Origin of the sequence: Streptococcus sp. HMSC072G04 (genome assembly GCF_001813295.1) — a bacterium.
Classification (GTDB): Bacteria; Bacillota; Bacilli; order Lactobacillales; family Streptococcaceae; genus Streptococcus.
Map to the genome: position 1 here is coordinate 13845 of NZ_KV812027.1, position 23289 is coordinate 37133.

Below are 23289 nucleotides of genomic sequence, written 5' to 3' on the forward strand. Positions count from 1 at the left end.
AATCTATTGGATATACAATAGCCTTTTGAAATTAATGATCGAGGAAATTCTTATGACTTACTTTCTATGAATCTTTTGACCATAGGTAAAATTTCTTTTTCAAGTCCTTTTATTTGATATGATTCCCATTTAGTTTTTTCTGTTATATTAGCCATTATTTGTAACTTTAGACTCTGACGATCAAAAATTCCTTCCCACTGTTTATATTTTGCACTCGGGACTAAATTTCCAAATTTTGAATTTTGACTATCTGTAATGATACAAAGGTTCCCAAAAGAGTGTAAGAATTGATCATCCATTTTCTCAACTTTTTCATCACTATTTGGATGTTGTGGGAACCAATGCTCTATGGAACGACGATAAGCAAATTTGAAATGATCAAATTTAACACCTTTATACTCCCTTCCTAACTCTTCACGATTTTTCCATAAGATGTAATCAATAAAATTAAATGCATAAACAGGAATGTCACCATATTTCTTAATAATATCTTCCTCGGTGAACAATCTTCCCTCAGCATATCTCACAGCCATTTTTTCAAGAAAATCCTTAAATCGAATAGCAAATTCTTGATCATTTAGTTCCTCAATATTCTCGAAGAGGAATTGCAAAATTTCATATAACCAACGACTATCACGATTGGCAGTGAAAGTCACAGCAAACATAGATTGAAGAAGAATAATGTTTTGGTTAATTTCCGAATCTGAAAATGTATTCTTAGTAAAGCGTTCTTCAACTATGTAATGCTCTTTCGCTTTTCCGTTAGGTTGATATTCATAATAAGTTCCCTTCTGCAAAAACCATTCATCCTTATTTCTGCTTGAAGAATCCATATTTGAATTTCTAACGATGTAATTATCAAAAATATGTTTTATTTTAAGAAGAAATTCACTGAATTCAATAATCCAAGTCTTATTTTTATTTTTTATATCAAATAGAGTTAAGAGTTTCTTATCGTCTAGCTGAACCTCACTGGGATCTCTACCTTCCCAAATAGCCAATACATGGAGTAAGAAGGTAGGAAAATCTATAACTTGGGTATAATCACCAAAATCTTTTTCTACTTCTATATTTTTTTCATTTATCTTTTTTCCTAATACATCTGATAACTTTCTTCTTTCATTTTGATAAAAATCAATGTCATCATAAATATTATGAAATGAGTAATTTGAAAAGTGCCATCCAAAAATACGTTCACGCTCCTGAAAACTGTCTGCCCTCTTCCGCCTCATCTTAAATTGACTTGCTACCGGCTTATCAAATTCAGCGCAAGCATCCCAGATTCTAGCAAATTTTTCTGCTGTTTCTTGATTTTCTCCAAACTTAGCCATCATTTGTGCCTTAAGAATTTCATGAGCTTCTAGTTGTTCTCCCCGAGAGTTAAAACGTTCGAAATAAAGATTCAAATCTAAATCTTTAGGAAGTATACTTCGAAAAATGATGACTTTATTAAAAAGATAATCAACGAAGTACTGAGGTTCAAGTTGGCGCTCTCCTAGCACTTTTTTCAAGGCATCTTTAGCATGTCTGTAACCTCTAGTTAATTCATTTTCATCGTTCTCAGAAATTTTTTCATTGATAAATAGTTTTTGAATATTCTCATTTGATCTTCTCCGAGCCGGGAAAGTTAAGTTGACCGCCTCTAATTTGTCAAAATTAAACTCATTTTTCAAAACCAAAGCAATTAAATTAAGGGCTGTTGTTCGTTGTTGACCATCTATAATTTTAAAAAGACCATTCTCTTCATTGACAACTAATGTTCCAATATAGTAATTGTCTCTCTTTTCTTGATAAGCATCTGCTACATCGTTCAATAACTGCTCGATCTCATCATAAGTCCAGGAAAAATTTCTCTGATAAAGAGGAATAGCATAGCTATCTTCGTTTAATAAACGATCAACGGACAAGCTGATATGTGTCTCTACCATTTCCCTCTTTCCTCCTCTATAATCTGCTCCACAGTATAATTTTCAAATAATTCTCTATCTATCTTAAGCATGAAATCATTTGGAGTTACAGCATGGGCTAAAATTTGGAAAAGTTTTTGAACTTCTCTTTGTCTGAACTTCCCGCCTGCAGCGTAGTTTCCTAAAGTAGCATCATATATAGCACGAGACTTTACACGCGGGTAGTAAGCCCAAATAAACAAGGTCTCTACTATTTCTTTTGATAGCTCTTCTTTTCCAAATCTCTCTGCAAAAAGCAAGCAAATATTTAGAAACAAATTATGACACTTGATATAGCGTCCTTTTGAACTATTGTAAATTTTCAACATACCTTTTGGATAATCTGAACTATTTTCTGCCCTTTTAGAATCATTAGAAATTCCTAACTGTTTATTCAAAATATCTATATGATCTTTAATCGTTTGATGGACAGATTCAATATACTTAAAAAATTTACTTCCATCAATGATTGGCATGGTTATTGACATAGGGAAATTTTCAATATGACGGTATAATTCTAGGTATGGAAAATTCTGACTTAAATCAACACCTTTAAAATCATCAATAAAAGATTCTGTAAAACGCAGATATGAACCATAACGCTTATTGGTTAATCCTGTTTCTCCCCTCGACCAACGTCTCATACGAAAAAGATGCTTATCAAATAGATCTTTCAGACTTAAATCGTTATCTTCCACAAACTGCTCCCATTTCTCAACAATTTTTTCATCTTCTGAATCTTGTTGACGCAGATGGTAGGCTTTGAGTAAATCATGAGGTTCTAAAGATTTGCCACGATTATTCTGAGAGTCAAATAATTGAAAAGCTTCTGATAAACGTTCCTCTGGCATGACGATACAAGAGATAGAACAATTTTCTAATAAAAATTCGCAAATTCCTTTTGCCTGGTTTGAACCAACCAATTGAGCTAAATTTTCCCACTCATTATAATTTTCGCTCGCATGATAGCAGGATATCTCTCCAAATTCAGCACCTAAAAGTTGATTAGCACCTTCATAATTCTCTAATTTCTCTAATAAATGAAGAAATAAAGAAATAGAAATTAGCCGTTGTTGCCCATCTACAATATCTAAGTATCCATTATTATCATGCAAGATAACAGAGCCAACTTGATATTCCTTTTTTTCCATAGCATCTCGTAAATCATAAAAAAGATTACGGATATGCTTTCTGTTCCACTTATAAGGTCTTTGATAAGAAGGAATCCGCAAATTACCTTCTTTCAATAGTTCCCCAACCTTTTTAGAAGTAAATTGAATACCCATTTCATCCGCCTTTATTGTATTTTAAAAAAACTACAAATTCATATGAATCTGTAGTTAAGAGTAGCTAATTCTTTGGAATAACACTTGTATTAGGAATATTTTTTGAATACTGCTCTGCTGCTTCCTTTGTCCAAAATCCTTGTGCAATCATATTACCAAACTGATCAATAACAATCCATTCAGTCATATCTACGCCTCTTCCAACTTTTTAATCATATATTAATCATTTATTATCAGAGATAGTATAGCATGTACAAACTATGATGTCAATATTATATAGAAAGAACATAATATTATTTTTCTCAATTTAAAATCAACTGCAATAAACTCTCTCTATTTGAGCATACAAGTATAGAAAAATAGGAGTAAGGCAGTACGATTTTTAGTAAATTTCGTTCTGTCCTACTCCTGAAAAGATAATGTAACATTCTTCCAAACTTAGAAAATGAACAATTCAATAAATTAGTTACTTCATCATGTAATTATGACTTTTGTTCATCTAAGATTGATAACTTTTGAATAAAAATCATTTATCTATCAAAACAAATCATCAAAGAGACTGAGCTGGTTGTCTTCTGGCATATTACCAAGGATTCCCATCTCGTCCATCTTTTCCACCAAGGTTGAGGAGACGCCTCCACGTTTTCGCAACTCTGTTTTAGAAAGGAATTCTCCTTCTTTGCGAGCTCGTACAATCTGCTTGGCTACGTTCTCTCCCAATCCATCCATGGCGACAAATGGCGGGATAAGGGTGTCTCCATCGATGATGAATTCAGTCGCATCACTGCGATAGAGGTCCAATTTCCCAAACTTGAAGCCACGCTCCCACATCTCATTGACAATTTCAAGGGTGGTGTAGAGGTCGATCTCCACATTAGAAGCTTCGTTGTTCTTACGTTTTTCAGCAATGTCCTTCATCCGCGCTTTCACAGCTTCTAGGCCCGCTCCCATGGTCTTGATATCAAAGGCCTTAGCACGAATAGAGAAGTAAGCACAGTAGTAATAAAGTGGATGATGCACCTTAAAGTAGGCTACACGAAGGGCCATCATAACATAGGCCGCCGCATGGGCTTTCGGGAACATGTACTTGATCTTTCCACAGGACTCGATGTACCATTCAGGGACATTGTTTTCCTTCATGGCTTGGATGTAGCCATTGCGCTCTTCTTCAGGAATCTTGAGCCACATGCCTTTCCGCACCCGCTCCATGATGGTAAAGGCCATTTTTGGATCCAGGCCAGCGTGCATGAGGTAAACCATGATGTCGTCCCGACATCCGATAACGGTTGATAGGTCGGCAATTCCCGCCTTGATCAAGTCTTGGGCATTTCCCAACCATACATCGGTACCGTGAGACAAACCAGAAAGCTGAAGCAACTCTGCAAAGGTGGTCGGATGGGTTTCATCCACCATGCCTCGAACGAAGTTGGTCCCAAACTCTGGGATCCCCAGCATACCGGTTGAGGTACCGATTTGCTCCGGTGTCACTCCTAGGATATCGGTACCTGAGAAGAGGGCCATGACCCCTGGATCATCCATCGGAATATCATTCGGATCAATGCCTGACAAGTCCTGGAGCTTGCGAATCATGGTCGGATCATCGTGTCCCAGAACATCGAGCTTGAGGACGTTCTCATCGATATCGTGGAAGTTAAAATGAGTGGTCTGCCATTCAGCCGTCACGTCATCAGCCGGGTACTGCACAGGAGTAAAGTCATAGACATCCATATAGTTTGGAATAACAACGATTCCCCCTGGGTGCTGACCAGTGGTACGCTTGACCCCAGCTGCTCCTTGGGCCAGACGTTCTACCTCTGCATCCCGGTAGTACTTGCCATAATCCCGCTCATAACCCTTGACAAAGCCATAGGCCGTCTTGGCAGCCACAGTACCAACCGTTCCTGCCCGGAAGGCATATTCTTCCCCAAAGATATCCCGGACATCCAAGTGGGCACTCGGCTGGTCTTCACCGGAGAAGTTCAAATCGATATCGGGTACCTTGTCCCCATCAAAACCAAGGAAGGTCTCGAAGGGAATGTCTTGGCCATTTTTGCTGAGCTTGTGGCCACAGTTTGGACAATCCTTGTCCGGCATATCAAATCCAGAACCGTAAGAACCATCCGTGATAAACTCACTGTACTGGCATTGACCACAGACATAGTGAGGAGAAAGAGGATTAACCTCGGTAATCCCGATCATGGTCGCGACAAAGCTAGATCCAACGGATCCACGCGATCCAACCAGGTAGCCCCGTTCATTGGAACGGTGCACCAGCATCTGTGAAGCCAGATAAATCACGGCAAAGCCATTCCCCAAGATGGAGGTTAATTCCTTTTCAATCCGCAAATCGACGATATCAGGGAGCGGATTGCCATAGATTTCAAAGGCCTTTTGATAGGTCAATTCGGCAACTGTCTCTTCGGCCTTGTCGATAAATGGCGTATAGAGGTCACCCTTGACCACTTCAACAGGTTCAAAGATTTCTGCTAAAGTGTTTGTATTTTCAATGACCAATTTTCGCGCCAAGTCTTCTCCCAAAAAGGCGAATTCATCCAGCATTTCATTGGTTGTACGGAAATGAGCTTTTGGCAGGGGTGCTGGTTGAGCATTTTCTCCATGACCAATGGTCCGGTTAATGATAGCCCCTTGCCCAAGACTGCGGACAATGATTTCTCGATAGATCTCTTCCTCAGGCTCAAGATAGTGGACATTTCCTGTCGCCAGGACCGGTTTGCCAAGGCGATCTCCCACCTCAATCAAGCTCTTGATGATGGTATGGAGTTCCTCCATATCCTTAACCTGCTCTTTGGCAATGAGGGGGGCATAGATGGCTGGAGGCATCACCTCAATAAAGTCATAATACTTGGCTACTTCGACTGCTGCGTCAACTCCTCGAGAAACGACCGCATCAAAGACTTCTCCTTCAGAACAAGCCGATCCCAAAATTAACCCTTCCCGATGGGCATCTAAAACTGTCCGGGGAATCCGAGGAACGCCCTCAAAATACTGAGTATTGGAAAGAGAGACCAATTTGAACATATTTTTCAAGCCGGTCTGATTCTTGACATAGATGGTTGCGTGTTTGACCCGTGCCTTTTTATAGGAATCTGGACTAATCAAATCCAAATTCAGCTTGGCTAGATTGGTCACACCATGTTTTTCTGCGACATCCTTGATAAAGATGAAGAGCAAGCGACCGGTTGCTTCCGCATCATAGTTGGCCATATGGTGATGTTCCAAGGCGACCCCAAAGCGCTTGGTCAAGGGGCCCAAACCATGCCATCTAAAATCTGGGTAGAGGTTGCGGGCAAATTCCAACGTATCGATAACTGGTTGGGTGATTTTTGGAAGGCCATGACGCTCGTAGTTGACATTCATGAAGCCCATGTCAAAAGTGGCATTGTGGGCAACCAACACCGCATCCTGACAGAATTCCTGGAACTCCTCCAAGACCTGTTTCAATGGTTTGGCATTGCGAACATGGTCATCGGTAATACCTGTCAGATCTGTTGTATAGGCGGAAATGGGGTGCCCTGGATTGATGAACTCATCAAATTCAGCAATGACATTGCCCTTGTACATCTTAGAAGCGGCAACCTGGATCAAGTCATTGTAAATAGCTGAAAGTCCCGTCGTTTCCACGTCAAAGACCACATAAATCGCTTCATTGAGGTCCAGATCCACCTCGTTATAGGTGATGGGCACCTTGTCCTCTACGATATTGGCTTCCATCCCATAGATCAGCTGGATCCCAGCCTTCTTGGCTGCTTTAAAGCCATGTGGGAAACTCTGCACATTGCCATGGTCAGTGATAGCTACCGCCTTATGCCCCCACTCAGATGCCTTGGCGATCAGCTCTTCGACTTCCGGCAGGGCATCCATCGTCGACATATTGGTATGCGCGTGGAATTCCACCCGGCGCTCGCCTTCTGGCATCAGGTCCTTGCGGGCATAATGGACGACTTCCTGGATGTCTTGGACATTCATGGTCAAGTCGCGCGTGAAATTGTTCATTTCGATATTTCCCCGCACCCGTAGCCAGCTGTTCTTCTTGATCATGTCAAACTTCTGGGCTTCTTCCTCATTTTTCACCCATTTCTGAAGAGAAAAACTCGAGGTATAGTCGGTCATCTTAAAGCTGATCAAGACCCGACCGGTCCGCGTCACCTTGTGCTCCACGTCAAAGACCACACCCTCAAAGACAATCCGGTTCTCTTCTGTCGTAATCTCGATCATCGGAGTGATCTCAGCCTTGTCTAGCTTAGGTTTAGCCGCCGCCTTCTTAGCCTTGAAGTCAAAAACTGGCTTTTCTTCAACAGCTGGTGGCGGAGCCATCTGGGCCAAGGATTCCATAGCCCGCAAGGTCTCTTCATTGGCCGCTTGGAAGATCTTTTCATTTTCCTCCTCAAAGCGCGCCACTTCTTGCTCTGTCAACTCCTCATCAGACTCCACCCGACAGGTGAAATGCGGAAAACCAAAGGCTTCCAACTGCTTGGCAAGATTAGGCAAATGGTTCTTACGAAAATGCTCCGTATCAACCGAAGAAGGCCCCGAGATGATCAATTCCTGCCCTTCCGCGCGCACCTGCAAGTCTTGATAAAGCCCCTTAAAGCCTTGACTGGCACAAGGACCATCCTCAAAGACCTCACGATAGTAGGCCTGCAATAAATCCGCAGAAAAATCCGGATTGGCCACCTGGATGGTAAAGGTTGCCTGGTTTCCCGTCTTTGAAAATTCGTCCTTCAAACGCTGGCGCAATTCCTTAAACAAAGCAATCGGCAAGACTTCCGCAAAAGCAAAGCGGAACTCCCAAACCCGACTGACCTTGTGCACCACGACTTCTTGAATCTCCGCATGCAAAAAGGCACTGGAAGATCGCATATCCAGCGGCATATCCAGCTGATCCATTAAAATTTCAAAGGTGTTGGACATTGTTTCTCCCTTGATCTTGATTCTTTTGCTCGCTTTTGAGTGGCCCGACTTCTAAGCAAAAACAGACCATTCAAAAACATTCGTAACCTTTATTTTATCACAATTTAAGGATTAATTCGAGGGAGAAGTGAAGACAAAAAAATCACCGATAGGACGGTGATTTCTCGATGATCGGTCAACAGCAGGCAATCCTGATCACTCTCCACTTGTCGCCTCTGTTTCTGAGCTGGAGCTCGGTGTCCGCAGCAGATCCTTCATCTGTGACTGGACCGCTTCTCGTGAGCTTTGTTCTTGCTTTTGGATATTCTCCATAGCAGGTTGCAACTTCTGCCGGATTTCCACTTTCTCCTCTTGCTCTTTTTGCGCTTGGAGGGTCGGACGATACATGGCAAAGAAAGCCCCGATGACCACGAGCAAAGCGATCAGACTCACCCCATAGCGTTTTGACTGTTCTTTAGAGTCGACCTTGACGCCCTTCGTCAAAAGCTCCTTCCACTCCGGATGCTCTTTCTCACAGGCATCTTTCTTGGTCTTGGTCGGCATGACCAAGACTTGATTCATTAAGGAAATCATCCCCATGACTACGAGCAAGTAGGGAATATAGCGTGATTGATTGAAAATCATAATCATCAATAACACAAGACCAATCCCCGCAATCCCCACATTAAAAACAAAACGCATCAAAAATTCTTTTTTCAGCTGTAAATAAGCTTCTTTAGACATAGGTCACTCCTCATTTATCATTTATACATCATTCCTTACTATCATACCGGAAATTAGTTTGAAGATCAAGTTAGTTACTAGGTGGAGAAAGTTGGGGGATGAAAAAGAGAGAACCGTGGTTCTCTCTAAGGTTTAACTTTTCATCAACCAATACAGAGTTGGTAAAGAGCCTAAATTAATCAAGGTAAACCATCTGCTGCAGCTTTTTCACCATCAGTAGGCGATGTATCTGTAGTATTATTTTTGGGTTTTCCATACGATTCTACCACACCACCTTTTGAAATGGAGCTGGCTATAGAAATATCTGCTTTATAAAACGATGTCGCTACATGGTCTAAATAGTTATTTAGTTTACTCACCACTGTGGCAACATTCCCCACTATTGACTTGATTTCATTTGTTCCAGATGAAATCAAATCCCCTGAGTCATCGGAAACAGCTGAAGCTCCATCAGTGATCTGATCACCTAGTTCTTTTGCAGCAACTTGAATACCATGAATATGAGCAACATCTATTTCAACTGTCGAGTCCATTACCATATAATTACTTCCTCCTCTTAAATTCTATATACATTAATTTATCCCCATTCTACCATTATAATATTTCTGTATATCCTCATAGTTTGTGATTTTTGTTGTCTTCCCTTCGATACTCCATTTAGCATCTAAGTATAAACCATCATAAACAGATACTCCAGTTTTCAGGAATTCTGTCTCAAGATTGATGAGTTCCCTACCATTTATAATAGTCCCATTCTCCTCATTAATTACTTTATAAGCAAAGCTATTCTTATTAGAAAAAAGCTTGAATACTGATGGGTCGGAATATTTTAAATTGATGTCTCCGTTATAATCTTGTGATTTCCAAAATCCGTTATCAAAAGGCTCAACACCCGATCTGTTTTTTTCATCTGTGAACAACCTGATGTCAATCTGATTTTTCACATTAAGCTCTTGCTCTGTTTTCTCAGCATCTATTTTTAGAGTTCTAAGATTTAGTAAAAAGTATCGATATTTTTTCTGTTCGGTTATCGAGAGAACAACATAATCATTGTCACCTATTCTTCTAAGAATTGGCAGCGTACCATGTAACTCTATATGATCATTTTTTAAATAATTTACCATTAATTTCCAAACATCTATTTCTTTTTTAGGGGCTTTTTTATTGGTTAAATCAAAGATGTCCAGATATGCATATTCATCTGACTTCATTTCTTTACTAGCAGTCACTCGTCTTAATTTTTCGCGCTCTCTAACAAGAAAATTTGGATTTACTCTAATCCAATCAGAGGAATTAATAGCTTTCGCCACCTTGTTATTTTCAAAATCCCACTCAACAATAATACCGTTTTTATCATGAATAAATTCAAATTTGTGAATGTCTGCATTGAGGTTATAAACACTGAAATCTTCATTTCTATCTGAACTACTAGATTTTTTTTGGTCATCCTCTAAATGGTTTGAACAGCCAAAAAGAAGAAAAATAAAGATTATTCCTAATAATAATCGAGAAGAGACAAAGATACTATTATTGCTTTTGCTATTTAGCACCATACGGCTTCACCTCTTCTATTTGGTATTCTTTATCAAAATAGTCTCCCAAGCCTGACATACCATCTCTTCCGAGATTCTTAACGATAGTAGTGAATTTTTCCAATTGTTCTGGAGACATATCTTGTAATTTTAAAGCTGTTTCTTTACCTCTCGCATAGGCAATGACATCCGAATAGGCTTGTTTGTCTTCTTCTGTAAATGTCTTATTGATCGCAGCATCTAAATCATTCTCAGTAAGATTTGTCGCATTATTAATGTAACCCTTTAGACCTAACTTATTTAATTCCTTCACTCTCAGAATTGCATTAAAATCATAGTACTGACCAAATCTTCCATTTGCTATAGTAGATTTCCCATTTTCTGATAGGTCCCATCCTCCATAGTCCAAAATCTTTTCCATAAAATCGTTTCTAGCTTCGGAAGTTTGCTGATCAATCTGACTAATAGCAGAGTTATAAGTGTTTATAGCTTTTACTCCATCAGATATTCCGGAGCTCAACTTACTCCAATGATCCCATAATTTATCAAATTTTGTATCAGGGATATCCTGACCTGTAGTTTTCTTATAGAAACTTTTATAATCATCTCTTGCCGACTTAATAGCATCCGTACCGTTAGACTGAAACTCATTACCTTTAAATCCATCACTCACTGCACCCAAAGTCTTGACGACCGATAAAGCAGTCGAACCAAATGGAATAAAAGATATTCCTGTTTCAGCTACTGCTTGTAGGATACTATTGTTAAAATCATCATGCGCTTTCTGTCTTTCTTTCCGAAGTCCTTCTAACCGTTCACTGTACTCCGAAGCTTCCATTCCAAAATCAGAATATTCCGTTGTTGCTGTGTATTCATTATACTCTCCCCAGGTATAATCTTTGTCAGTAGGCTTAAGTTCCCTCTGTTGATAAGCTGTCTGTATCGTGTTAACGTCGAACTGAAAGAATCCTTTATCTGTTTTAATATTAAACTGACCGTTATTTAATTCAACTTCTGCTACCTTTTTATAGTAGTAATATTCCATTGTTCTTCTGTTTTCGAAGAATTTGGACTCCACTGAAGTTCCTATTTCTAAAACTTGTAGAGAGTACATCAAACCTGTATTACTATTGATTGCATTCAACTCCGATTGATAGGAATCATACAGAATTTGATAATTTTTCATCTTTTCTTCATATTCCTCTATTTGTTCAGGAGTTGCATTCTCTGGTAAAGTTGACTTATGATTATCCTCATACAGTTGATACATTTGGAGCATTAATATTTGTGCAAGAGCATCCTCTGCCTTTAATATACCATTTGTGAAAATGTCATTTCGTTCAACTGAATAATCACCTAAAGCATTTACAAAGTGTTGCCACATTTCATTATTCTCAGCTAGCGTCCAGTCATTCTGTTCATTAGCAATAACCGCATACATTTGTTCAGAAATTTTATTCGGATCTACCTTCAATACGTCACCAGGCTTATCACTAATAATAGCTTTCAGTGCCTGAGCATCCTCCTTAGTTTTTGGAATATTCAAATAATACATTTGCGTTGCTGTGAGATGTCCATTTGCAATGGCTTGAAAGATTGCTGAACTAGGAATATCAGAAAAACAGATTGCATTATTTAATATATCCTGGAAGCTCTTTATTGTAACAGTCTCGTCTTCAAGATTCTTTGTAAATTTACTATAGGCTTCTTGTACCGCCTCATCTTTTTCAATTCGTTTAGTAGCTGCATTCTCTAAATCTGTCGTAGCTTTATTAAGATCTCCCTCTGTATTATATGGAGAATTTCCCATAGCATCCGCTGCCTGTTTAAAAGCTTCATCTAAATCTTTGGACAGATTGAAAATATCATTTGTTTGTGCTCCTTTAAGTAGGCTCGATAAATCATTCGCTCCTGTATAGCTACTATAACACTTATCAACAAACTCTGTCGCTCTAATTTCACTAACATACGTTGTTACAACTTCCCCATATTTTTTAATAGCAGACGGTAATTGAGAAAAGATTTGACTTTGTATTGTATTTAACTTTTTAAAGTAAGCATTTACGGCAGCCCCTTTACTATCATTACCTGCTTTATCAGTAAAATTGCGATACAGAGCATTGGTTTCTACTTCATACTTATCAGAGAAGTCTTTTATATTCTTTCCATATGACTCTAATTCTGAAATACTATTAATTTTAACTTTAGCCATATTGTCCTCCTTAACTGAGTTGTTTTTGCAATGATTCCAACAAATAGCTATTACTACTTATAATAGTATTTTCTTGTTTAATAGCTTGCTCTAACTCATTTGATACAGTCTCCCGTACTTTTTTAAAATCTGTATTTGCTTGAGTAATAACTTGTTTTTCATCAGTAGCCATCACATCATATGGAGTGCCATATAAATCATAGGAATCTTTTATGCTTTCTGCATTTTCGGGAATATACTTCAACGCAATCTCTATCGTATCTACTTTGCTCTTAGCGGCTAGTAGTTTTTTTAATTTCTCTCTTGAAGTATTTACAATTGCATGAATTTTGTTAATTTGTGCTATAAGTTCAGATTTACTCATATTGACTCCTTATCTACTAAAACCTTAATTTTATTCAAGGTATTTTGTCTAATATAATAATGCTCTTGATAGCCTAGTTGCCCTTCTCTCATCGGTTTATTAACTGCTGTAACAATTGTCTGATCTGTGTAGCGAAGGCCTAAAAGAACCTGTGATATTTTCTTCACTTCTTTTGTTACAGGATCATAACGGCTAGAAATACCTGAATCACTCATAATTACAGAACTATAACCTACGCGATAGCCTTTTTCTAATACACTGATTAATTTTTGCTGTGTTACTGAATCTAAACCATCAACAAAATGCGCAAAATCAAGGATAATGATTTTAACTACGTGATCTGTCAATCGTTTACCTAGTCTCTCAGAAACTTTTAATGCTAATCCGCCAATCATATCCATTACATCTTCTTTTGAACTTAATACTTCTATATTTTCTATTTTAGGTAAGAAATTATGTTCAGGTGCGAATACAACTAACTTCTCTTGATGTTTTTGACCATACTGGATTAATTGTTTTAGCAGATTTGTCATTTGACTTTCTTTACTTGTTAAATAAAGTAAGTTTGATACATCAGGATCCCATGTTACCGGCTCAACTGTTTCCAGATCCAATCCGAGTGGTACTTTTCCTTCATCCAACAAAGCTGCTACATCCTCACGTCCATAGAAGGCTGCTTCTGTCAACTCATCTGGCACCATTGGGATACCTGCTGGGGTGCGGCCTGTCCACATCTCTTTGAGGCTTTGGACTTGGTCGCGGAGGTTGTTGATGATTTGGATATCATTATCCCCTGCGACAGGTAGAGCGAACTGGACGACATCGACTTCGTCACGTTTCATGAGCGCACGTCCCTTGATGTCTTCCATCGTAGACGCTAGTGGGGTTGCTCCCACGATACCGCGGACTTCAGAGATATCATTTTGTGGCAAGGTCAGCTGGTGTTTGAAGTTTGAATAGAGCTGAGCCCGTAGGTTGTTCTGACGGCTAGCTGTGATGATCAAGTGCACTCCGATGCTGAGACCTTCACGAGAGATCCGCATGAAGAGTTTGAAGAGGTCTGTCTCATAAGGCTCGTCCTTCATAGACTCATAGCTATCCATGAGGATGACCATGGTTGGCTCTTGCTTGCCGGTCACTTCACGGTAGAGGGCGATGGTGCCGACACCATGCTCAGACAGGAGCTTCTTGCGACGATCCAACTCGCGGTTGATGATTCGGATGAATTTCTGGATTTTCTCCGTCTGATCAAGTAAAAGGCTATCGGCCACATGTGGCAATTGAGTCAGGGGTGCTAGACCATTGGTCCCAAAATCCAGCAGGTACATGGTCAGATTTTCTGGACTCTGCTTGCGAGCTAGATCCATTGCAGCTGTCTGTAGGAAAGTGGTCTTTCCTGTACCTGGACTTCCGTAAAGGAGGATATTGCCATCTTTTGACAGATCGATAGCGACTGCTTCTTGCTTTTGCGCTTGCGGGATATCGGCGACCCCGATCAGGACGCTTGGAGCTGTCCTTTTTTGCCAAGCCTCGATCGGTACGACCTTGTCCAACTCATCCAGCGTAATTCGCTCTTTGAGCGGTGGCAACCATGGTTGAGCCACAGCTGCGATGCCTTCTTGTTGGTGCAAGTGATTAATCTCTTGCACGATGACATCCAGCTCTGTCGGCACTTCCTTGATTTCTTCTGCCATATCAAGACCAGAGAGGTCTTGGTTGAGGACTTCGTATTGGCCCAGTTCATTGATCAAGTAGATGGTATGGTCTTCGATTCCTAACTGGTCCTTCTCAGGCTGGTAGTCTGCTCCTGACCAAGCGGTTTGGAAGAGTTCATAGACTTCGTTATTCCCGACTTGGAGATAGGCACGACCAGTCTGGGTGATCTCAGCTGCATCTGCCGTCCGCAGCATCTCCATAGAGTCGCCACGGTCTGCCACCTTAAGGGCTAGCTTGAAGCGGGAGTTGGACCAGATCTGGTCGTCCACGACCCCAGAAGGTTTTTGCGTCGCAAGAATCAAGTGCACCCCAAGGGAACGCCCGACACGCGCGATAGAGACCAATTCCTTGATGAAGTCTGGTTGGTTGACCTTGAGTTCGGCAAACTCATCACTGATCAAGAAGAGGTGAGGTAGCGGTTCGGTCGCTTCACCGAGTTTAAATTTCTTTTGGTATTGGTTGATATGGTTGACCCCATATTGTCCAAAGAGCCGCTCCCGACGATGAATCTCTGCATTGATAGAGGCTAGGGCCCGCATAGACTGGGCACCATCCAAGTTGGTGATAGTTCCAAGCAAGTGAGGCAGATCCTTGAAGAGGTTGGCCATTCCCCCACCCTTGTAGTCGATGAGGAGGAAAGCCACATCGTGGGGGTGGAAGTTGACAGCAAGGCTCAGGATATAAGACTGAATGGTTTCAGACTTACCAGACCCGGTCGTCCCTGCGATCAAACCGTGTGGTCCATGAGCTTTTTCATGGAGATTGAGGTAGACCAAATCGTCCTTCCCGCGCAGACCGATCGGAACAGCCAAACTTTGGTAAGGGGCATGGCTCTCCCAACGACTCAAGACCTTGAGGTCATTGAAGGTCTCTGCCTGGTACATTTCAAGGAAGGTCACCGAGTCCGGAATTGAGCTCTTGAGCTGTTGGATATGCTTAAGAGGGGCTAGGCCACGCGAGATGGCTTCCTTGTCATAACCTTCAGGGAAGTGATCCAATTGGAAGTCAAGTTCTCGAAGAACCCCTTCTTGCAAGAGCAATTGCCCTTGGTTGCGGTCCTTGATAGAGATAACCGTTTGGATATTTTCAGAAAGTGATGAGAGCACATCTGCTACATAGATGATGGAGCAGCCGAGCTCTGTCGGATCCTCACGGAAGAACTCCATGATGACATGATCCAAAATCAAGGTTTCATCGGTGATGAGGACCACATAGTGAGGGTGGAAGATCTTGGTATCATTGGCTTTTTCTTCCTCTTTTTGCGCCTTGCGAAGCTTGAGGATCTGGTTGAGACTGTTTAAGACCTGATCGCGTGTCCGCTGATTGTAGACAAAGCTACGGACATTCATGTCTTGCAGAGTCGCATGAGGCAACCAGCGCATCCAATCCCAGCTTTCTTTTTCCTCTTCTGGAATGATCGGAATAATGGTCAGATCATGGTAAGAGTGAAAGACTGCCAATTGGGCAACCAGGAGTTGCAACTGCTCTAGCACGATAGGACGAGGACCGACGTAACCTACAGGTCCCCGATTAAGGCTGGCTACAATCGGAAGATTGTCGATCTTTTGATGAGCTTGGAAAAGGGCATAGCCTTCTTCTTCCAAGGCGTCTTTCTTCCCACTGCGTTCTTCCTGACCATATTTGAGCTCATAGCTGGTTGGAACCTTGCCCAAGCCCAAACGATAAGCCAAAAAGTCAAAATGAAGCGGTGTTTTTTCGTAGATCCGCGAATCATAGCGTTTGACCATCTTGGTCAAATCTTCGATCGCTGGGAAATGGTAAAACATGCCTTCTCTCTGCTTACGAGATAGCTGTTCCAAGTCCTTAGCCTTATCCTTGAGATAGAGATGGTAGAGCTCCACGCGCTCTTTCTTGTCTTCTTTGTATTTCTTACGATTCTTGAAGAATCCTTGGATCGAAAAGATCACACTGACCACAGACATGGATACCGTCGCGATGATATAGAGACCCCGCGGTTGGAAAATGGTGATCAAGAGGGTCACCCCAACCATGATGAGGGGTGGCATGATCAACTTCAAGAGTTCATCTGATGGCTTTTGAGGCTCCGCTCCCGGAGGATTGATCAAGATCTTGTCTTCCGAACTCCGGTAGATGATCCGCGGAGACCGGTGGTACTCTGGATAGTCCTTGTAGAAGTCATAACGTGAATGCAAACGCGGCACTAGATAAGGACTCACTTCGACAGCCCCTTCCACGCCAAATTCTTCTGGATAGAGTTTAAAGGTCACATCTCCAATGGCCAACTCATCCCCAAAGGCCAGTGGAAAAGTCGCTTCACTGACGAGTTTGTGGTTATGGTAGAGTTTTCCAGATAAGAGCTGGCAAGTCCAGGTCTGCTCTTTTTTCACAAGGAGAAAGCGTACTGGATAGTGCAAGCGCACATCCGCACCCTTTTCATCTGCTACGAGGATTTCTTCCTTGTCTAACAGTTCATAAGTATGGACTTCCCCTGTCGCCAAGTAGCAGACCACATCCCCAAGGATCTTGCTATTTTCAAGCACACCCTTGTCTTCACCATACTGGTAGAAGATTTCTCCTTGACTCCATTGGAAATGAAGGGGGGGTTCTTGCGAAGCCAGGGTCAACTGAGCTGTTTCTTGATTCGATACGGTCGCTGTTTTTCCCTCTTCTAGCGCTAGCTCATAGCGAAAACCTTTTCTATAGAGTATGATACGTTTTTTCATAGACTACTCCTTGTGGTCGCTAGACTCAGTCGAGCTTGCAGTTGTAGAAGACGAGCTTTCTGTTGAGGAGCCTTCTGTAGATGAAGCTGTTGTTGAGCTGCTAGTGGAAGATTTGGTTTCATCTGTCTCTGCTTCCAAGAGTTTAGAGCGGGCATCCCAGTATTTCTTGTATTCACCCTCAAGCTCAGAGAGTTTCTTCTCGCGCTGTTCACCAGAGAGTTTTTCGCTATCACGTGTCGCCTTGATTTCTTTACGAAGGGCATAGATAATCAAGTCTGAATCGTCGATCCGCTTGGCCGTATCCAGCGCTTGAGTAAAGTCATGACGGCCGATATAGATCCAGTAGTGGAGATAGAGGCTATCTGACTTGAGCGTGACGTTGTTAAGGATGACCTTTTTTTGGTCCTCTGAAAAATTCAAGCCTTGCAAATAAGACGTTGCCAACTCATATTTCTGTGTCGTTGGAAGACTGCTTGGAGCTACTCCCTCCAATTCATCGATCACACCGGTGTAGTCTACCTTGAGATAGGCTGTATCCGCTTGAAGCAACTTTTCTTTAAAAGGTGCTTGGAAAAAGACCAAATAAATCAAGGGCAAGAGTAAGAGGGCCACTACAGCTGAAAGCCATACTGTTGCCAACTTAAAGATTCGGTGTTGACGACTTGAAACCAAGGTCAAGGTCTTTTCTTCCTCTTCCTTGCGTTCTTGGTAGGCTTTCTCTAAGAGAGCTTTCATCTCTTCTAAGCTAGTAGCATCACGGATTTCTACCAAGAAATCAGGCAGATCTTCTAATTCAAGTGTGCCTTGATAGAGCTCCATGAAATCCCAGTCCCCAAAAAGAGTGACCGCATAGCACTTGGCCTGACGCAAGAATTCATCCTGATCCCACTTGCGTGGCACCATCATTCCCGGAACCCCGCGATAAGCGATCTTGACTTGCGCATCCTTGGTCACAAACAAATTGATGGGATGCAACATAAAGGTCACCGGAAGCTCCAAGGCCGGCGCCAAATCCAAGACATTGATGGCTAGACGCAGACGGTCTGATACTGGTAATTCTTGGATTTCTTCAGCACTCAAGCCTAGCGCATCCGTCTGATAGGTCAGATGAATCTGGTCTTGATCCGCTGTCATGCTCTGCTCTAAAAACAAGGGATGATGGAGATCCAAAATCCATAAATTGCGTAAATCCTGGCTATCCACTTCTGAACGCTTAAGGTCCAGCCGCCAGCTTGTTTCTTCTTTTTCAAAACGGAAGACTTGTTCTTCCAGTGTAAATTGTTCTTCTTTCACCTTACCACTCCTCAATCTCGATCAGATCACCACTCGTGATCGGATACTCTTGTACCACCTTGCCTTCATCTAGCAAGATGCCCTTATTTACCACGCGCAACTGATACTTGCTTCTAGGCTCCATGGCAGACCCAAAGATCTGATCCAATTCCCGAATCAAGCGTCGCACCTCCATCCGTGTTGGGATTCGGAGGTCATGGCTTGCACCATTCATACGGAAGGTGACATTGATATGTTGGTCCATTTAGGCCTCTTTTCTATAGATTCGATAGGAAATATAGCCAGCAATCCCAAAGAGAAGGGCACTCCAAGCCAGCATTTGCAAGGCTGGAATAAAATCCGACAGGCTAGCCGAATTGTCCTCCACATTGGACTCGAATTTAGATAATTTTTGATTTTCAGGCTGGAACAGGTCCGCTTCAGGCCCTGTTTTTTTCTTTCCCTTTATAGCAGAAAACAACTGGCCGTCAGAATCGGTCAATTGTTTCTCTTGCTTGCGTTTTTCATCTGCTAATTTTTTCTGATCCTTCTCATTGAAAAGAGACTCAGTGGCATCCAATTGGCCACCAAGTGTCTTTTCCTCTTCTGTCTCAAGACGTGAGTTGTTGACCTGCAGACGATTATCAATAAAATCATCTGCAGAAACAACAGCTACTGGCAAGAGACTAAAGACAAAGAGAAGATACATCATTTTTTTCATAAGCTTGATTCAATTTCCTTTGTTTGAGTAAACTTCTTAGGAATGAAGATATTGGCAACCGCCAAAAGTCCGAAGAAGACCAACAATCCGAAGAAGACGCCGATACCGGCTGTTTGTCCATCAAAGTAACCCGCAAACTGTCCTTCTAAAATAGAAAGGAGGTTGACATTTTTCACCAGTGCTGGAAGGCCTGACAAGGTCGCAGTCGTTCCGATCGCACTTGATAGGTAGACGTAGCTGATCAACATGAAGAAGGCTAGTCCCATTCCAATCACACGGAAGTGTTTCAAGAGAAGGTATTGCAGTTGTACCAAGACAAAGCTTGCTAGAACCGCTAAGAATACCCAAGAAGGTACATATTCACGACCAACAGAGAGTTGGATACTTGAAATCATTCCGATCACCAGTCCAAGGATGAGAGAGAGTCCCACAAGGACACCGACAGACAAGAGATCTGATTCTTGCAAACGATCCAATTTGAAACGGTCCTTAACCTTACGGATGATTGGCTGAGTCGCAAAGAGATAAGCTGTAAAGAGGCTCAAGACTTCCAACATAAAGATCCAGATAAATGGACGGTAGACGTTGATGGTCGCTTTCACAGAAGAAGATTTCTCTGCGACTGGATTTGACAAGAAGTCGAGCAAGACTTCATTCGGCACTCCGTTTTCATAGGCATTGTTGAAGACCTTACGGAAGGCTTCAACGAAGTTCCCATTTTCAGACAATTCCTTGTCGAATTCACCCATCAAACTTTCCGCATTGCTAGACAATTTCTCTGTATTGCCTTGGGCTTTTTCCAATTCTTTGTTCAATTGACTAAAGATTTCATTGGTAGAGTTAGCCGCTTCTACATTGCTACGAGACGAGCTCTTAACGCCTTCTGTCGAGCTCAATAATGACGTGTATTCAGAACCAAGGGCTGACAAATCTGCATCGGTCTTGGTTTGAGCCTGTGTCACTGTTTCTTGTGCAGCTGAGATAGCTTCTAAGCGTTTTTGAAGATCAGCATATTGCGTCAATTGATCGTTGATATTTTGGGTTAGATCTTTGTTAGTATTTTCGATTGCTTGAAGATTGGCCTGCAATTGTGGTCCCAAGTCTTGCAACTGTTGGAGTGTACCGTCTAACTGGGCTTTCACACTCTTCGTTGCATCCCCAGATTCATCAGTTTCAATACTCTTACGGTAGTCCTTCATGTTACTTGAAACAGCAGCCTTCACGATGTCGACCAAAGCGTTTGTCAAATCCATATCTTCGATTGGATCATAGAGTGAATGACGATCTCCCTTTTCATCTTTTGGATAGTAGGCATCGATCAATGCTCCTGTGCGTTGATAATCCAGAGCAATTTCACTAGCTTTCGATGCATAGTTAGCGACAGCTGTTTTCAAATCTTCTGCAGATACGGTCACACTAGTTGAAGGAACCCCATTCACAAGGACTTCAACATCAATCGCGCTTGGCATAGCTCCTCCATCTTCAACAAGGTGAATTTGAATTTGTTTGCCATCTTTTAGTTCGACTTCCTGCTCACCACTGCCTGCATAAGTCTGTCCATCATAGGTCCAAGTATCAACCTTGACTCCTGCAGGTACTTGAATGCTAACTTTTTGTTTTCCAGATTTAGCATTAAGAACATCCGCAACTGCCGTTGATTTGGCATCCACTTCTGCAGCCAATCGTTTTAATTCATCGGCATTCCCTTTTGCTTGCGCCTTCGTTCCAGCAAAAGCACTATCAAAATCAATCGCTGCGTTGAGATTCCCATACTTATTCAGATTCAGACTAGCAGGATCTAAAGACGGAAGCTTTTCAATTGCTTGACGAATGTCATCATCCGCTTTATCTCGAGCCTTGCTGATAGTTTCGATTTTTGGCTTTCCAAGCAAGGTACGAAGAGTGACTTTGTCTCCTTCTTTTAGACCATAGTAGTCAAGGATCTTCGCTTTTACAGAAGACTCGATGTTATTTTCGTGCTCATCTAATTTGTCGCGTTCTGCCTTGATCCCTTTTTCGAGGTCTGCCACACGATCATTCACATCTTTTGTCAAACCTGCATAGGTCTTGGTCCCTGAAGCATCTCCTTCTGTTTCAGTTGGTTGACTCAATTGTTTGGTAATTGCTTCTTGGTTTTGTTGTAGATTCTTATACAACTCTTGGGTCTTTTCACTGACAACAGACTGGTTCATAGACATCAGCTGGTTCATGAACTCTTCATGGCTGATCTTGTCCTCAGAGCGTTGCTTGATCAATGTGTCGAAGTTTTGACCGTACTGATCCTGAGATTGGGTCAATTGATCAAAAGCCTGTGTATAAGACTCAAGGACTGTCTTCAAGGCATTATTCGACTCAACAGATGACGCAGACAAGCTATAGAGACTTGGGAAGATATTCTTGGAATCCAAGGCCGAATCCAGCAAGTTGCTTCGGTATGAACCAATGTTGGTCGATTGGATCTTGTTACTTGTTTCCACGTTCTTCTGAGCTGTATAGAGGTTGCTCAAAATGCTGACCATATACATATCAACCAACTGGCTATTCAAGTCTGAAACGATATCTTTAGCGACTTTATTGGCTTCGTTTTCAACCTGAGAATTTCCAGCCGCATTGACCTTATACGTCACCGTGGTCTTCTCTGCATTAACCGCATTCACTTCCAAGACCTTCTCTGAGAAGTCACTTGGAATGACAATCATCAACTGGTACTTGCCATCTGCAAGCCCTGACTCAGCGGCTCCACGAGGGAGTACAGACCAGTTTTGCGAATTATCCCGTTCGATATTCTTTACATAGCTAGCCCCAAGGTTGTATTCTTTATCATTCAGTTTGACCGCCTTGTCTTCATTGACAACCGCAATATTAAGCTTGGTGTTTTCTGTCGTTTGTACGGTCTTGGCTTCGTTTTGCTTTTGGTCCTTTTGAACCGTCGTATAAAGACCCACTACAGATCCCATCAAAAGGAGCACAACTGCACTCTGACCGATGTATTTTAACCATTTTTTCTTTTTCACTTCTATACCTTTTCCTTTTTCTAATTCATAGATACAAAATAGGGGTTAGGAATTAAGAATCTAACCCCTATTTTCTATATATCAAAAGACAAAAGGGTGATCTACCTACAAGAAGTAAGATCACCTCCAAGACTATCTTAGTGGATTTGTGCAGCGATATCTTGGTCAGTTTGTTCAACGATATCAGCAACTTTGATCAATTGAGCGTTGATGTCTTCCAACAATTGAGCGAATTGTTTGATTTTTGGAGACAATTCGTTGAATTGTGCTTCAAAGCTATCAAATGCAGATCCATCCCAGTTTGCGTCGATGACTTGTTGTTCATGAGTCAAAGTGTTAAGGATTTGATCGATTTCTTGAGAACCTTGTGAATAGCGTTGTGCTGATTGACGTAGTTCTTCCGGAGTTAATTTAATTTGAGCCATATGTTTCTCCTTTTGGGCTGATACCCTAATATTTTTTTCATAAACAATACATTTAGTACGAATTAGTAAAAATCCAAAAAACTGTATATTTACCTTTTCACTCCCTATTTGTATTATTTACTTAAAGATATCTTAATGAAATATTGCGAGAAAGTCAAGTTTTGAGCCCCAACTGATAAAATATTGTAACTTTGTTACATTTTTGAAATAATTTGTTATACAAACGTAACATATATCTGAAATTCCTTGCCCCAGTAGTCTCCAACTAGTATTATTTCTGATAAGAAAAGAAGACACTCTGTCCTGTTATATTAACTCGACACATAGATAAAAAATGTTGATTTTAGGTGATTTTAGATACAATCTTTGATGATTTTTGTATATTTTTTCATTTTTAAAACTTTTATGGTATAATGAAACCTGTTCAAAACTTGTTTCATA

At 41.3% G+C, this 23289-nt stretch carries 15 protein-coding genes; all 15 read right to left on the reverse strand.

Annotated elements, in window-relative coordinates; translation table 11 throughout:
* Nucleotides 1-50 precede the first annotated feature (50 nt).
* Nucleotides 51-1928 (reverse strand): DUF262 domain-containing protein, encoded by a 1878-nt coding sequence (locus HMPREF2904_RS05845; protein ID WP_031576549.1) that lies wholly within the window; start codon nucleotides 1926-1928, stop codon nucleotides 51-53.
* Nucleotides 1922-3232: a DUF262 domain-containing protein gene (locus tag HMPREF2904_RS05850; protein ID WP_031576550.1), complete on the reverse strand. Its 1311-nt coding sequence runs from the start codon at nucleotides 3230-3232 to the stop codon at nucleotides 1922-1924. Before HMPREF2904_RS05850 ends, HMPREF2904_RS05845 begins: the two co-directional genes overlap by 7 nt.
* 64 nt (nucleotides 3233-3296) lie before the next feature.
* Nucleotides 3297-3419: a hypothetical protein gene (locus HMPREF2904_RS11930; RefSeq protein WP_256263241.1), complete on the reverse strand. Its 123-nt coding sequence runs from the start codon at nucleotides 3417-3419 to the stop codon at nucleotides 3297-3299.
* 350 nt (nucleotides 3420-3769) lie between these two features.
* Nucleotides 3770-8164 (reverse strand): PolC-type DNA polymerase III, encoded by a 4395-nt coding sequence (locus tag HMPREF2904_RS05855; protein WP_070660913.1) that lies wholly within the window; start codon nucleotides 8162-8164, stop codon nucleotides 3770-3772.
* Between the two features lie 195 nt (nucleotides 8165-8359).
* Nucleotides 8360-8887 (reverse strand): hypothetical protein, encoded by a 528-nt coding sequence (locus HMPREF2904_RS05860; RefSeq protein ID WP_070660914.1) that lies wholly within the window; start codon nucleotides 8885-8887, stop codon nucleotides 8360-8362.
* 179 nt (nucleotides 8888-9066) lie between these two features.
* Nucleotides 9067-9420 carry a hypothetical protein gene (locus HMPREF2904_RS05865; protein WP_256263242.1) on the reverse strand — a complete coding sequence of 118 codons (354 nt, stop codon included), beginning with the start codon at nucleotides 9418-9420 and terminating at the stop codon, nucleotides 9067-9069.
* Between the two features lie 39 nt (nucleotides 9421-9459).
* A complete protein-coding gene (locus HMPREF2904_RS05870; RefSeq protein ID WP_003009995.1) occupies nucleotides 9460-10440 on the reverse strand; it encodes a hypothetical protein in 981 nt (326 codons plus the stop codon).
* A complete protein-coding gene (locus HMPREF2904_RS05875; RefSeq protein WP_070660918.1) occupies nucleotides 10427-12631 on the reverse strand; it encodes a hypothetical protein in 2205 nt (734 codons plus the stop codon). Before HMPREF2904_RS05875 ends, HMPREF2904_RS05870 begins: the two co-directional genes overlap by 14 nt.
* A 10-nt stretch (nucleotides 12632-12641) precedes the next feature.
* Nucleotides 12642-12995 carry a hypothetical protein gene (locus tag HMPREF2904_RS05880; RefSeq protein ID WP_070660921.1) on the reverse strand — a complete coding sequence of 118 codons (354 nt, stop codon included), beginning with the start codon at nucleotides 12993-12995 and terminating at the stop codon, nucleotides 12642-12644.
* Nucleotides 12992-17416 (reverse strand): type VII secretion protein EssC, encoded by a 4425-nt coding sequence (essC, locus tag HMPREF2904_RS05885; RefSeq protein WP_070660923.1) that lies wholly within the window; start codon nucleotides 17414-17416, stop codon nucleotides 12992-12994. Before essC ends, HMPREF2904_RS05880 begins: the two co-directional genes overlap by 4 nt.
* A 3-nt stretch (nucleotides 17417-17419) precedes the next feature.
* Complete coding sequence (gene essB / locus HMPREF2904_RS05890; RefSeq protein WP_070660925.1) at nucleotides 17420-18709, reverse strand: type VII secretion protein EssB; 1290 nt, start codon at nucleotides 18707-18709, stop codon at nucleotides 17420-17422.
* A gap of 1 nt (nucleotide 18710) precedes the next feature.
* Complete coding sequence (locus tag HMPREF2904_RS05895; RefSeq protein WP_003013697.1) at nucleotides 18711-18953, reverse strand: EsaB/YukD family protein; 243 nt, start codon at nucleotides 18951-18953, stop codon at nucleotides 18711-18713.
* Entirely contained in the window at nucleotides 18954-19409 is a 456-nt protein-coding gene (gene essA / locus HMPREF2904_RS05900; protein WP_070660928.1) for a type VII secretion protein EssA, read from the reverse strand.
* Nucleotides 19406-22429, reverse strand: a complete 3024-nt coding sequence (esaA, locus tag HMPREF2904_RS05905; RefSeq protein WP_070660931.1) for a type VII secretion protein EsaA — start codon at nucleotides 22427-22429, stop codon at nucleotides 19406-19408. The genes essA and esaA overlap by 4 nt, the downstream gene beginning before the upstream one ends.
* Before the next feature lie 131 nt (nucleotides 22430-22560).
* Nucleotides 22561-22848 (reverse strand): WXG100 family type VII secretion target, encoded by a 288-nt coding sequence (locus HMPREF2904_RS05910; RefSeq protein WP_003009979.1) that lies wholly within the window; start codon nucleotides 22846-22848, stop codon nucleotides 22561-22563.
* Nucleotides 22849-23289 lie beyond the last annotated feature (441 nt).

Bases quoted from the DNA above. Each gene is read 5' to 3' on its own strand.
- HMPREF2904_RS11930 (WP_256263241.1), bottom strand. From the start codon at position 3,419: ATGACTGAATGGATTGTTATTGATCAGTTTGGTAATATGATTGCACAA.
- HMPREF2904_RS05875 (WP_070660918.1), bottom strand. From the start codon at position 12,631: ATGGCTAAAGTTAAAATTAATAGTATTTCAGAATTAGAGTCATATGGA.
- essA (WP_070660928.1), bottom strand. From the start codon at position 19,409: ATGAAAAAAATGATGTATCTTCTCTTTGTCTTTAGTCTCTTGCCAGTA.
- HMPREF2904_RS05850 (WP_031576550.1), bottom strand. From the start codon at position 3,232: ATGGGTATTCAATTTACTTCTAAAAAGGTTGGGGAACTATTGAAAGAA.
- HMPREF2904_RS05880 (WP_070660921.1), bottom strand. From the start codon at position 12,995: ATGAGTAAATCTGAACTTATAGCACAAATTAACAAAATTCATGCAATT.
- HMPREF2904_RS05895 (WP_003013697.1), bottom strand. From the start codon at position 18,953: ATGGACCAACATATCAATGTCACCTTCCGTATGAATGGTGCAAGCCAT.
- HMPREF2904_RS05855 (WP_070660913.1), bottom strand. From the start codon at position 8,164: ATGTCCAACACCTTTGAAATTTTAATGGATCAGCTGGATATGCCGCTG.
- essC (WP_070660923.1), bottom strand. From the start codon at position 17,416: ATGAAAAAACGTATCATACTCTATAGAAAAGGTTTTCGCTATGAGCTA.
- HMPREF2904_RS05865 (WP_256263242.1), bottom strand. From the start codon at position 9,420: ATGGACTCGACAGTTGAAATAGATGTTGCTCATATTCATGGTATTCAA.
- HMPREF2904_RS05870 (WP_003009995.1), bottom strand. From the start codon at position 10,440: ATGGTGCTAAATAGCAAAAGCAATAATAGTATCTTTGTCTCTTCTCGA.
- HMPREF2904_RS05910 (WP_003009979.1), bottom strand. From the start codon at position 22,848: ATGGCTCAAATTAAATTAACTCCGGAAGAACTACGTCAATCAGCACAA.
- HMPREF2904_RS05845 (WP_031576549.1), bottom strand. From the start codon at position 1,928: ATGGTAGAGACACATATCAGCTTGTCCGTTGATCGTTTATTAAACGAA.
- HMPREF2904_RS05860 (WP_070660914.1), bottom strand. From the start codon at position 8,887: ATGTCTAAAGAAGCTTATTTACAGCTGAAAAAAGAATTTTTGATGCGT.